The 12,547-nt window shown below is 50.5% G+C and carries 11 protein-coding genes and 1 pseudogene; all 12 read right to left on the bottom strand.

The window, feature by feature from the left end; genetic code table 11:
* Positions 1-16: 16 nt before the first annotated feature.
* Positions 17-847 (bottom strand): deoxyribonuclease IV, encoded by an 831-nt coding sequence (locus tag ACLTD4_RS22410; protein WP_025531414.1) that lies wholly within the window; start codon positions 845-847, stop codon positions 17-19.
* A 192-nt stretch (positions 848-1,039) separates the two neighbouring features.
* Complete coding sequence (locus ACLTD4_RS22405) at positions 1,040-2,002, bottom strand: ABC transporter permease (RefSeq protein ID WP_002601657.1); 963 nt, start codon at positions 2,000-2,002, stop codon at positions 1,040-1,042.
* Complete coding sequence (locus tag ACLTD4_RS22400; protein WP_002601658.1) at positions 1,980-2,942, bottom strand: ABC transporter ATP-binding protein; 963 nt, start codon at positions 2,940-2,942, stop codon at positions 1,980-1,982. The genes ACLTD4_RS22405 and ACLTD4_RS22400 overlap by 23 nt, the downstream gene beginning before the upstream one ends.
* Positions 2,942-5,434 (bottom strand): hypothetical protein, encoded by a 2,493-nt coding sequence (locus ACLTD4_RS22395; protein ID WP_117624089.1) that lies wholly within the window; start codon positions 5,432-5,434, stop codon positions 2,942-2,944. The genes ACLTD4_RS22400 and ACLTD4_RS22395 overlap by 1 nt, the downstream gene beginning before the upstream one ends.
* A gap of 7 nt (positions 5,435-5,441) precedes the next feature.
* Positions 5,442-6,578, bottom strand: coding sequence for a sensor histidine kinase (locus ACLTD4_RS22390; RefSeq protein ID WP_002601660.1), 1,137 nt, complete (start codon positions 6,576-6,578; stop codon positions 5,442-5,444).
* The gene (locus ACLTD4_RS22385; protein ID WP_002601661.1) at positions 6,568-7,275 is read right to left on the bottom strand and encodes a response regulator transcription factor; all 708 of its coding nucleotides are present in this window, start codon (positions 7,273-7,275) and stop codon (positions 6,568-6,570) included. The genes ACLTD4_RS22390 and ACLTD4_RS22385 overlap by 11 nt, the downstream gene beginning before the upstream one ends.
* Positions 7,276-7,397: 122 nt before the next feature.
* Entirely contained in the window at positions 7,398-8,339 is a 942-nt protein-coding gene (locus tag ACLTD4_RS22380; RefSeq protein WP_412331572.1) for an LPXTG cell wall anchor domain-containing protein, read from the bottom strand.
* Positions 8,340-8,424: 85 nt separating this feature from the next.
* The gene (locus ACLTD4_RS22375) at positions 8,425-9,072 is read right to left on the bottom strand and encodes a flavin reductase family protein (RefSeq protein ID WP_025531412.1); all 648 of its coding nucleotides are present in this window, start codon (positions 9,070-9,072) and stop codon (positions 8,425-8,427) included.
* A 53-nt stretch (positions 9,073-9,125) separates the two neighbouring features.
* Positions 9,126-9,476, bottom strand: a complete 351-nt coding sequence (locus tag ACLTD4_RS22370; RefSeq protein ID WP_117624091.1) for a hypothetical protein — start codon at positions 9,474-9,476, stop codon at positions 9,126-9,128.
* Complete coding sequence (locus ACLTD4_RS22365; protein ID WP_117624092.1) at positions 9,473-10,576, bottom strand: MFS transporter; 1,104 nt, start codon at positions 10,574-10,576, stop codon at positions 9,473-9,475. Before ACLTD4_RS22365 ends, ACLTD4_RS22370 begins: the two co-directional genes overlap by 4 nt.
* A gap of 125 nt (positions 10,577-10,701) precedes the next feature.
* Positions 10,702-11,958: an MFS transporter gene (locus tag ACLTD4_RS22360; RefSeq protein WP_117624093.1), complete on the bottom strand. Its 1,257-nt coding sequence runs from the start codon at positions 11,956-11,958 to the stop codon at positions 10,702-10,704.
* Between the two features lie 339 nt (positions 11,959-12,297).
* Positions 12,298-12,547, bottom strand: a pseudogene (locus ACLTD4_RS22355) (hypothetical protein); the annotation flags it as partial.

Here is a 12,547-nt window from a genome sequence, read left to right as displayed (position 1 = left end):
AACTATAAGTTATTTTTTATCTGCTTGCCTCTCTCATGACTGCAATCTCCCTGGCATACCCGGGAAGCTCATTCGGTGTCTCTAAATAAAACGGCAGATCTTTTAAAGCCGGATGCGTCACCACGCGTTTCAGCGCTTCCTCCCCGATACAGCCTTCCCCGATCTTCGCATGGCGGTCCTTATGGGCACCCAGCGGATTCAGACTGTCATTTAAATGAATGGCCTTCAGCTTTTCCAGACCAATGATCCGGTCAAACTTCCCAATGACGCCCTCCAAATCATTTACAATGTCATAGCCTCCGTCCCACACATGGCATGTATCGAGGCAGACGCCCATGCGTTCCTTACACTCCACACGGTCTAATATCTCCCGCAGTTCTTCGAATTCACGGCCCACCTCGCTTCCTTTCCCGGACATGGTTTCAAGGAGAACCGTAGTACGCTGCTCCGGTTTCAAAATCTGGTTCAGCATATCCGCAATGAACGCGATCCCCGCCTCTGCCCCCTGTCCCACATGGCTTCCCGGATGGAAATTATAGCAGTTGCCGGGCGTATACTCCATACGTCTCAAGTCATCCGCCATCGTATCTCTCGCAAGCTCTCGCAGATGCTCATCCGCAGAGCAGGCGTTCAGCGTATAAGGAGCGTGGGCCAGGATCCTCTCGATCCCGTTCTCCTTCGCAAATGCAAGGAACCGTTCCACGTCATTTTCATCGATGGCCTTCGCCTTCGTTCCCCGTGGATTCCTGGTAAAAAACTGAAACGTATTTGCATCAATCTTCACAGCCTCTTTTCCCATGGCAAGATAACCTTTCGAAGATGATAAATGACATCCAATTGTCAGCATATGTTTTCTCCTTTATTTTTAAATTTTGCAGAGGGGCGTGTCCAGCCAATCCCTGATATTCCCGCATTCTGCAATCTGGATACAAGCTATAAAAATGAACGCGGCCAGCGGACACACGTATTTTGTGTCCAACAGCCACGTTCAAATTTTCATTTGCAGGGAACGAGCCAAACCGTGACACGGCGCTTCGCCTTACGACTGGCTGCCAGCCGCCGGGACACTCACCCTTGCCTTACTCTTTACCTTCTGCTGCTTTACCGGCTTTCTCTTGACCGGATTGATGGCGCGAATGGCGATCAGCAAGAAGATCGCAGACAGTGCCAGCTGGATGATGATGCTTATGACCACCCAGTAATTCATGATGAAATTCTCCGGATGCGGGCCGAACCAGCGGCTTAAGCTTCCGGTAACCTGATTATCTCCTGCCTGTCGGTTAATCATCACGTAAAATGTGGCGACCGGATTCAGGAGCAGCAGATATAAGAATCCGCCGGAATTTGCCTGCTCCGTCATGGAACCAACCGAGCTTATGTACGTGTTGTTCATGTTCATGCGGGCGATGGATAGGGCAAACACGTTAACCGCATACGTCCCCGCCGCAATCAGAATCAAAATGCCGTAGGTTACCACCGTCGCAATGGTGGAACGCTTGAAAATGGCCGAGAAACAGATTCCCATGCTCCCGGTGAGCAGCGCTACCGCCACATAACACAGGAGAAGCAGGCAGACGTCATAGAACGTAATGCCGCCGTATACAAAGGACACGGCCAGCAGCGGGAAGCTGGATACGATCAGGATAAACATGGTCGAGAAGGACGCGCTCAGCTTTCCCAATATAATCTCCGACGGCTTCATCGTCGTTGTCAGCATCAAATCCAGCGTCTGCCGCTCCCGCTCTCCGCTGACGCTTCCGGCAGTCAAAGCCGGCATGATGAACATCAGCATGACAAACTCCACCACGCTTACAAATACGTACAGATTCAGGAAGGAGGAGTACTGGATCTCCGCCGTTATCTTTACTCTCGCAACCACGGAATACATGTTAAGCAGGGCCACCAGGGCCAGAATTCCGTTAAACACCATGATGATCAGCGCCAGCCTGAAGCTTCTGGAGCTGACGGTGGTCTCTCTTTTATATACCGGATTCATTTTCATGTACTAACACCGCCTTTTCTACATCGTGGTCAGTTATCTGCATAAATAAGGATTCCAGGCTTCCCGGTTCACGGATAAACCCGTGCACCATCACTTCCGCATCCACCAGCTGCTGAAGCAGAACCGCCTCATCCTCCTCATCCCCGACGAACTGGACCATGATATTGCCTTCCTTTACGGAAATGGTCTGTACGCAGGGCTGGCTCTTTAAAATCGTCAGCGCCTTCTCCTTGCTCCCCAGAATGGAGATGATCAGCGGATTCGAGGTATTGACGCGGCGCAGGATCGCTTCCATACTGCCGCTTAACACCATCTTTCCCTGATCGATGATCCCGATGTCCGTACAGAGCTCGGAAAGCTCGGAGAGGACATGGGAGCTGATCAGGATCGTCTTTCCCTGCTCCCGCAGTTCTTTTAATATCTCCTTGAATTCAAACCGGGTTCTCGGATCCAGTCCGGAGGTCGGCTCATCCATGACGAGAAGGGACGGATCGTGGATCAGCGCCCTGGCGAGGCACAGCCTCTGCTTCATACCGCGGGATAAGCCGTCCACATAGAAATTCACCTTGTCTTCCAGTCCAACCTGTTCCAGAAGCGTCATATAACGCGTTCTCGCCTTTAAGCCGTTGATTCCATAGCAGGAGGCGAAAAACTCCATGTATTCACTGACCTTTAAATTGTCGTATACGCCGAAGAAATCCGGCACATACCCGATCTTAAGCTTCAGCTGGGACAGGCCGCCGGTTACATTCACGCCGTCGATCAGCACCTGCCCCTCGTCCGCCTCTAAAAGTCCGGTCATAATCTTGATGGTCGTCGTCTTTCCGGCTCCGTTGGGCCCTACGAATCCGTAGAGCGCTCCATCGCCGATGTCCATGTCCAGACCGTTCAGCGCGTAAAATTTTCCAAATGTCTTTTTTAAGTTTCTGATCTCCAGCATCATTTATCCTTTCCCAGGACGGTCAGCATCGGCAGTGTCACCCAGCTGTAATCCGTGTTGTTGTCAAAGATATATTTGATTGTCATCGTATTTCCAGGAGACAGATAAGGCTCCAGTTCATCTGCAGCGTAGACGCTCTTTCCGGTATCCATCAGATCGTAAATCCCCGTATCGTGATTGTAGAAATAGAGGCTTCCGCTGAACATGGACAATCCATTGTTCTTCTCACCTTCCAGGAATTCATCCGAAATCTTTTCAAATGTCAGGCTCTCCACCTCGATGTCATTCCCCAGGGAGTACTCTAAAACCGTCGGGTCCATGCCGTAGACGGAGTTGCTGGCCGCGTAATACTGGCCGCTCACGACGTGAGGCGCCTTCATCAGAGCCGAACGGTAGGTATAGCCGTTCTTCTTCGTGCTGATATCCAGGGCAGAGGTGAACATGGTCATGCCGTAGGTGTCGAAGTCACCCTTTGCCAGGAATTTGCTGTCAGACTGCTCTCTGCTGAACGCCACGATCCGCGCCTCCGGACTGTAGACAGAGGCATACGTGTCGAGGTAGAAGCCCAGGATGTTTGCCCTGGAAAGTGCCAGCATGTAGTTCTCATCCTCGATATCCGGCTTCTCATACTGATAGCCGCCCGTCACACGCTCCGCGATTAAATAGGAGCTGTTCAGCGGATAATTAATGACCTTCAGACCATCGAGCGACATCGTCTCTCCCGGCCCCAGTTCATCGATCACGATCATCTGTCCGAACATCATCACCCCGACCTTTTCCACCGGGAATGAGTACCGGTTCGTCACGGTACCGCTTATCTGGCCGTCAAACAGAGTGACATTTCCCGTAAGCCCCTGGTGCTCGGTGTTGGGACTCTTCTTCACAAGTGAGAAATATTTGGGAGTGAAGGCAACCACGTTCTGAGCGGATATCTTCGTCTCATTCAGCCCGTACTCGACCCGTACCTTGCTCTCCTCCGTGCCTGTAAATTTGGGCACCGGCGTCATATCGTAATAATAGCTTCTGGTTATGGGAAGCAGGTCATAGCCCGGATCCAGTGAAACCGCGTACGGTTTGTTATACGGAGTCCGTATGTTGATGTAGGTATACTCGTCGATGGATTTCTCCGACGTATCCAGAATCGTGGCGTAGGTGAAGAACGTATTCTTAAACCGGGTTCCGACTCCCATAAGGTAGATGACCGCCGCAAAGATAAGGGACAGAACGACCGCTCCGGTCCGGTAAAATCTTCTCCGCTCCTGCTTCTTTAACAGCAGGTAAAGCCCCGGCCCTACCAGGATGATATAACCGAGAATCACAATCACATACAGCGGCATATTCGGAAGCTTATCTACATTGCCTGTGTTCAAAATGCTCTGAACTGACCAGTATTTGCTGGAATTGCCGTAATAGAGGTAGGAGGATAAGTTGTTCAGCTTATCTTCTCCCAAAAGCGCGGTCAGAAGCTTATCCACGTAGGAACGCTGTGTCTCACAGAAGTCCGAGATATCCACGAAGTCATAGGCGGCGACTCCCACCAGCCCCTTACCTTTCGGAGTCGATGTGAGAACCGGAAACTCGTCGTTGGCCAGCACTTCGGTGCCGCCCTTTAACGAGATGTCGGCGCAGGTCAGATTGATAAAGGAATCTCCCGGGCCGTCGGTGGCATATTCCACGCCCATATCCACGGAACGCACATCGGGCGCTGGAAATGCCGTCTCGACAATCTCCTCACGGAACGCCGCCAGCGTATCATTCGCGCGGCCGCCGGTTCCGATTAACAGCGTTCCGCCCCCTCTGACCCACTCCCAGACAGCGTCAGTCTGGCTGTCTGAAAGCTTTCTCGTATCGTAATCCGTGATCAGCAGTACATCCAGCAGATCCATCCCGACAGCCTTATCCGGCATGGTATCCGCCGTCAGATTAAATGTCTTCGTCCTGACCGAGCTGTAATTGACTCCCACACCGTTTAAATAGTTCAAGCTGTCCGGAGAATCGGAAAGGATGCCCACATACAGCTCTGCGACTTCACGGCTCACATTGATTCTCAGACGTTTGCGCACAAGCTCCGTGCCATTTCCATCGAACAGCTTTACATACAGAATCTCACCTCTGCCTGCCGGAATATCCAGGGTCTTCTCCAGGTTCTCCCCTGCGGACAGGGTCAGCGGGTAATCGTAATCATAAATCTCATAATCGGACTCCATTGCCTGGATTCGAAGAGTCCCTTCAAACGCCTTCTGCTCCTGATTGGCCAGGGAAATCTGAACCGGCACATAGCGGCCGCTCTTGGCCGCCCCGTCATATCCGTAAGTCACGTCCATCACGACCGGAGACGACGCCAGATAAATATCGGACTCGGTATTTAAGTTGTTCGCCGGCTCTGTCATATTCTGCGCAGCATAGGCCTTTACACAGGAGGCAGGCAGTAAAACACTGCCTGCCATGCTCAGTATCACCGCCCATACGAGGGTATTTTTTCTGAATCTCATCCTTTTGTCATCCTATCTTTCCAAAGTTTTCCTTGTTAACGTCAAAATTCACTTTCAGTTTCACCGTAAATACCGTACCGGATAAATCGCTGGTCACGGTGATCGTGCCGCCGTGCATATCCACGATATTCTTCGAGATGGCAAGGCCAAGTCCGGTTCCCCCCGTGTTGGTGGAACGGGACTGCTCCACACGGTAAAACTTGTTAAAGATAAGCGGCAGTTCATCCGCCGGGATCACATAGCCATAGTTGATAACTGAAACCGTGACAATCTCATCATCCGCGTGCAGCTTTACCATGATCCGTTTTCCATCCGCGCCGTACTTGATGGCGTTGTTGATCAGATTATCGAAAAGCCGGGCCAGCAGATTCCCATCTGCGGTAATCACCTTGACGGGTACGTTGCTCTGCAGTTCATACGATAAATTCTTGTCTACAAAGCTGGGATAGAACTCTTCCAGCAGCTGGCTCAGCAGTTTCACCACATCCACCTGGCCCACATGCATGGAAAGCTTTCCGTAATTCATCTTTGTAAACCCAAATAAGTCTTCAATCAGCTTTTCCAGACGCTTCGTCTTCACATATGCGATATTTATGTACTTTTTCTGTATCTCCGGTTCCAGCTTCACGTCGCCGGAAAGCAACTCTAAGTAACCGATAATGGAGGTAAGCGGAGTCCGCAGGTCATGGGCCACGTTGGTAATCAGCTCATTCTTCGTCCGCTCGGATTCTCTCTCCTTATCCATCAGCTCCTTTAAGTCTTCTACCATCTTATTTAAGTTGGCAGCCATGGAAGAGAACTCGTCGTCTCCTTCCACCTCCACGGTGACATTCAAATCCCCTTCGGAAATGTTCTGCATGGCATCGGAAATCTTCGTGATATAGCGGAGCGACTTTTCCTGAAGAATCATGAAAGTGACAGTAAAGACAAGGATGCCAAAGAGCACATACATCAGAATAACCACCACGTCAAAGGAGACGAGAATCGATATAAAGAAATTATCGATTCCCGCATTGTCCATATAGGTGGCGATCAGAGATACGTTGGTAACGAGAAAGACCTCGATCAGGACGGTAACGACCGCGCTGTAAAAAATATTTGTTATCACACGGGTGCGGAAGCGCCGGTTCATATCATTTTTCAATTTTGTACCCTACCCCCCACACTGTGGTGATAATCTTATTCTGCCTTGTGTCTTCCTTCATCTTGCCGCGCAGACGTCTGATATGTACCATGACCGTGTTATTGGCCTCATATACCTTTTCATTCCACACCTTCTCGAATATCTCATCCGTGCTGAACACACGGCCCGGATTGGACGCCAGAAGATAGAGGATATCGAATTCAATCGGGGTCAGCTTGATCTCTTCCCCGTAAACGGTCACTTTGTGGTTGTCTTTGTTGATAATCAGTCCGCGGATGGTAATCTCGTTGCCCGCCTTCTCATTCACCGCACTGTTGGGGTTTAACTGGGTGTAGCGGCGCAGCTGGGACTTCACACGGGCCGTCAGCTCCAGCGGGTTAAACGGTTTCGTCACGTAGTCATCGGCTCCCGTTCCCAGTCCCATGATCTTGTCTAAATCGGTGGACTTGGCGCTCAGCATGATGATCGGTATGTTGTTTGTCTCTCTGATCTTTCTGCACATCTCCATCCCGTCCATGCCCGGCATCATAATATCGAGCAGAACCAGATGGATCTCATTTTTATCCAGAATATCCAATCCGTCCATGGCGTTATTGGCCTTAAATACTTTATATCCGTCACTGACCAGATAGATCTCTACCAGCTCAGCAATCTCTTTTTCATCATCTACCACCAGAATGTTCGTAGTTTCTGACATGAAAAATACCTCCCTTGTGTTATTTCAGCTTTAGTCTGTTTCCATTCTACCACAAGAAAGGTATCTTTGCTTTACTATTTTCTTACAAAATTACCATGGAATTTCCTACTCCCGCGGCCTTTTTAAGATTCTTTCCGCCCGCCGTCCGCCGTTTTTTCCTCATCCCTCTTTTTAACCGCCATAAATCGGATTACGAGCGCGGTCAGGACAATGGTCAGGACGATCAGCCCCGCTACGGTGAGGGGCAGTCCCATGCCGGATCTGCCTGTCTTTGGAAGGCTTTCCAGCGTTTTACGATCTGCAGGAGGGGTAAGTTTCGGTTTTTCCTGCGGTTTCAACTCCGGATTTGCCTCACCCGGATCGCTTAAGTTAATCCAAAAATTCCTATAGCCGAAATAATAGCCCGAATGGCCCCAAAGATCTCCGCCCGGATCCTGGTACGTCTGATCGATGGATATCTCACTCTCCATGGATTCCAGCGTTCCGTATGAAATCTCCGAGCCTGGATATTCCCAGAGATAGATGGTCCCCGTATCCGGCATGACCACCTTTGGAGCCGCACCCTCATCCGTCTCCTGAATCTCTGCCCTGTGCTCTTCGGCAAAGCTGTAACCGTCGTATACACTTAAGAGTTCTTCCATCTTAATCCAGCCCACGGTAGCGCCCTCATCCCAGCTGTAGTCTTCCGCCGGCTGTCCTTCGTCATTTAAAACGTACTGGACCAGTCCCCATTTCCCGGACATGCCCTTGTCATACGTCATGGACACGTACAGAACAGGGCCATTGGCAAGGACATCAAGGACATTTCTCTTCTCGGGACTCTCCATAACCGTCACATATCCGTCGGCGCCATTGGCGTAATAACGGCGTCCCTCGTAATCGCAGTCTTCGTAATGCTGGTCGTAAAAAGAATCGTCCGGCGTCCAGATCACATCGGCCCCAGCTCTCTTTCCCGGCGTCAGCAGTAACGCCGCCAGAACCAGAAGGAATACGGCCGCATCCCGGATAGGTCTTAATGCCATTGCCCGGCCGGTCAATGGTCCTCTATTGTTGTTTTCTCTCATTCTGTTCTCTCCTCCCTTACTTTTTGAGAGCACTCCTGGAAACTCCCCTGCGCTCAGATTCGTGAGAGTGCTCTTTAACGCTGCTTCAGTCCAGCCTTTCGATGTTTACCGTCGCGACTGCCGACTGCGCAGGCTCCCCGGTCTTAAGATCCTGAGGGGCCGGAATCAACATCATAAAGCCGTCTTTGCCGTAGCGTTTTTCATAGCCCTGCGCATACTCCTCGTCGACAGATATATGCTGAACCTGGCCGATCACCATCGCTGTAATCCCGGCGCCGCTTAAATCCTGAATGTCTTTCAGCGTACACTCCATATTGATGAAGGCCTCCTGAATCATGGGGGCGTGAATCGTTTTCGCGTCCTGCACAGTGAATCCGCCTGCCTGAAATTCGTCCGCCTCGTACTCGTTGCCCCGGATCGTATTGATCAGCCTGTCGTAGCAGCTCACAGGGAGAAAGTTAATGCCGAAGCATGCTTCCCTCTGGATATTGGCATAGGTATGCGTATGCTGGTACAGACCTCCCATCACTGCGAAAAAGGCCGTCTTGTCCCCATGGAAACAGCTCCATGCGTGAAAACAGACGTTAGGCTTTCCATTTTCTTTCCATGTGGTTACCGCAAACAGAACCGTCGGAATTCCTGATGTCGTCTCAAAATGAGAAAACAGCTCAAATTCTTCCGGGTATGATGATTTAAAATGGGATGGGAAGGTTGTTCCAATCTCTATTTTCATAATATCCGCCTCGCTTTCTGCTTCACTTAATCTGATTCATCTCTGTCCGACGCTTAAATGTATCGTGTAATCACCGCTCCCAACGTAAAGGAAAACAGGTTCGCGCCAATCGAAAAGAGCCAGGGATGCCGTATGTTCCCTGCCGCGGTCTTATAGCACACCGCTTCCACTGCAATTGCCGCAGCCTCCAGTCCTACAGTAATTACGGTACGGTTCCAGCCCAGATACAGACAGTTCACATGGTAGAGAAATACCACAGCCGGATTCGTCAGCAGATTAACCAGTAAAACCAGCAGCATATCCCATCGGTCCCGCACACCGGCCAGCCAGCCGAAGCCTTCCTCCAAAGCAGCCGTAAGCCCCAGCGACACCAGCAGAACGGGAACAATCCACAGCCCCATCATTCTGCCACCTGCTTAAGTCCCCAGCCCAGAAGCAGCAGGGACACCACCGCCATGAGAGCCATACCGACCGGAGAGGAGGCATTTCCCGCCATAAACCGGATGCCAGACTGTACCGGGCCTCCGACGCTGCTTCCGCCGAGCCAGGCCGGGCAAAATCCCACAAAAAGGCCGAATGTCAGCAGACCGAAGCCAAAGCCCTTCGCCCCCGGAAATACCTTCGAAACAGCCCACAGGGTCAGCGGCATGGACATATTCCAGAAAAATACTGCCAGAATCCCCGCAGCCGGATAAACCAGGCAGAGAAATCCCACCGCAGCCGCGCACATGGAACGGAAGGCAGTTCTCTGAATGCCCAACTTATCGGCTAAAACGCCTCCCGCCATCTTTCCAAGCACAACAGCGCCAACCAGAATTAAGCCGCTTCCCGCCAGTGTCTCTTTCCATGGGAAATTCTGTATCATACCGGAGTAGGACCGCAGAATCACTGCTGCCAGGAAACAGGCAGCCGCCATCAGTGTCCTGTCTGACGGCACAGAGCTTGACGGCATCGAGCTTGACGGCACAGAGCTTGACGGCACAGAGAAGGAAAACGGCGCATTGCCGGATGTAAGCCACAGCTTCTCTCTTCCCGCCGCCGCGCGGATCACCACCGCCGAAAGAATCAAAAGACCGCCGATCCACACAGCCGCCTCCGTTCCGGCCCGGCCGAGCATGGTTCCCAGAAATATCCCCAGCGCGCCGGGAGCCACAAAGATTCCCAGCGGCGCCGCTCTTCTCTCGCTGCGGTTCAGGACATCGATCCCGCCTCCCACATGAAAGCAGGCGTTGCCAATTCCGGCCACAACGGCAGCTCCGGCCGGAAATCCCACGATTCCAAGCAGCAGCCCGGCCAGAACACCGGCACAGCCTCCCACAGCCACACAGCTGTTGCGGTCCAGCCGGTCGGCCGCTGCCCCGATCGGCATCTGCAGGGCAAACGCGCAGAAATTATAAAGAAGCAGCCATAAGTACCACTGCTCTCCTCCCAGCACATATGTGTAAACCAGAAAGGCGCAGGATAAGTCCACCGCCATATGTACGAGAGCATAAATCCCAGTCATATACCTCCCACCGCCTTTCCTCTGTTGATTTCTTCGTTATAAACTCATTCTATCATTTTAACCTCGCAATATCTTTACTTTTTTCCTAATATTTCTCTACATTCATGCGCAGATGGCCGCCATCCCTACGCCATTTTCCGGTCCACTTCCCTGAAAATTCCGCGTGTCAGCACACCAATTCCCGTCACAATCACCGCCGCCGCATAAAACGGAAGATATACGCGGTCTCCGATCTTCTCGAATACGATTCCGTAGATAAATCCGCCTACGGGATTTGCGCACATACAGACACAGATCACGCAGGATATTACTTTGCCGATCATGTCATTTGGCGTCAGAATCTGCACATATGACATAATCTGTATCTGAAACAGCGACGACAGCATCAGCATCAGGCCGCAGCCGATGATCAGAAGCAGCCACGCCTTTACCGGTGTCCTTAAAAACTGTAGGGCAATTCCTCCCAGCAGCATGGACACGGCGGCCCCTGTTATCAGTGCCGGTATTGCCTTCGGCTTAAGCTTCTTAGACAGAATCCCTGCAAGCAGCCCGCCCGCGATACTGCCTGCCGCAATCACGCCCTGCGCGTATCCATACAGGCGGTTGGCGGTATTTATGGAAAATCCCAGATGCTGTGTAATGATAACCGGGACTCCAATCAACACCAGAGAAGACAGGAACAGGTTCTGAAACGCGTACACGAACGAAATCTTCCACAGTACTGGCTGTCTCTGAAACATAAACTGAAAGCTGTCCTTCAGATCGCCGAATCCCGTAACAAAAATATTGCCGCCTGCCTGCTTTTTCTCAAATGGAATATGAATAAAAATCTCCATAATTGCAGAAAGCAGGAAGCAGCCCGTGCTTACGTACAGAATCGGCACCAGCCCTACAACCGAAAACAGAATGCCGCCAATCACCGGCCCAGCCATATTGGCCAGGGAGCTGATCACATCGATCAGAGAATTCGCCTGCATCAGATGGCCTGTATCCACCAAAATCGGCACACTCGCCTTCACTGCCGGCTGATACGCCCCCTGTATCCCATACAGAACCATCATGGTAACCGCCATGAGCGGCACAATATCAACCGTTCCCGCCATCACATAAAAAAGGACGATTAACGCCGCCGTGGCAAAGTCCAGCATCACCATAATATTCCTCTTATTCACCCGGTCCGCAATAATTCCTCCCACAGGGAACAGTACGATCATAGGGATAAATGCGCACGCCGAAATCGTCCCAAACAAAGCCGAAGACCCGGTCTGATTCAGCAGATAAAGCGGAAGCGCATACCTCAAAATCTGATTGCCAAACAACGATATAATCTGGCCGATAACCACGAGCAGAAAATCTTTAGAAAAACCTCTGTCACTTTTCATCTATTACAACTCCTTTATCTTTTATTGTTTCCATGGACACGTTTATTCTATCTCCATTTTGTTTCCTTGTCAACAATATTTAAAAAGGGAAATTTCTCGATCACCGCCCAATGTTCAAAAAAAGAAGGCCCTTCTCATTGAAGGCTCTTCTCAGTTTTAATTATATGGTATGTATATCTGACTAATCGTTTTTCATACATTTGCTTTATTCGTCGGATAAATAGTATAGCGCTACAATATAACAAGCTTATTTCACTTTAGTATGGGGAGGGATTATAGGAAGACGATTTAACCATAAAATAGCGTACAAATCAATAAACCGAGATGGCATATACAAAATTATTGCGTTTCCGGCATATCATAATATCTAATGGAAACCCCATTATAAAAATTTCTTGTAATAATTTTTCCAAAAATAAGGAGATTTACTGCTGTTCCATGCCCGGAGAAGTAATTATAGACCTGTTGAGTTTGACTGTTTTTAAAAACTTTCATTTCTATTTTATAGCACCAGCCATAATAGGTATACTGTCCGTGAACATACTCATGTATAAATACACGAGCTTCCTGTTTCAGCGCCAATTGCCCT

Source organism: Hungatella sp., from assembly GCF_046966825.1.
This window is presented reverse-complemented; position numbering and strand designations above follow the sequence as displayed.

Coding starts and splice junctions, on each gene's coding strand:
- ACLTD4_RS22385 (WP_002601661.1), bottom strand. CDS start 7,275: ATGTCAGAAACTACGAACATTCTGGTGGTAGATGATGAAAAAGAGATT.
- ACLTD4_RS22380 (WP_412331572.1), bottom strand. CDS start 8,339: ATGAGAGAAAACAACAATAGAGGACCATTGACCGGCCGGGCAATGGCA.
- ACLTD4_RS22400 (WP_002601658.1), bottom strand. CDS start 2,942: ATGCTGGAGATCAGAAACTTAAAAAAGACATTTGGAAAATTTTACGCG.
- ACLTD4_RS22410 (WP_025531414.1), bottom strand. CDS start 847: ATGCTGACAATTGGATGTCATTTATCATCTTCGAAAGGTTATCTTGCC.
- ACLTD4_RS22360 (WP_117624093.1), bottom strand. CDS start 11,958: ATGAAAAGTGACAGAGGTTTTTCTAAAGATTTTCTGCTCGTGGTTATC.
- ACLTD4_RS22370 (WP_117624091.1), bottom strand. CDS start 9,476: ATGATGGGGCTGTGGATTGTTCCCGTTCTGCTGGTGTCGCTGGGGCTT.
- ACLTD4_RS22405 (WP_002601657.1), bottom strand. CDS start 2,002: ATGAAAATGAATCCGGTATATAAAAGAGAGACCACCGTCAGCTCCAGA.
- ACLTD4_RS22395 (WP_117624089.1), bottom strand. CDS start 5,434: ATGAGATTCAGAAAAAATACCCTCGTATGGGCGGTGATACTGAGCATG.
- ACLTD4_RS22375 (WP_025531412.1), bottom strand. CDS start 9,072: ATGAAAATAGAGATTGGAACAACCTTCCCATCCCATTTTAAATCATCA.
- ACLTD4_RS22365 (WP_117624092.1), bottom strand. CDS start 10,576: ATGACTGGGATTTATGCTCTCGTACATATGGCGGTGGACTTATCCTGC.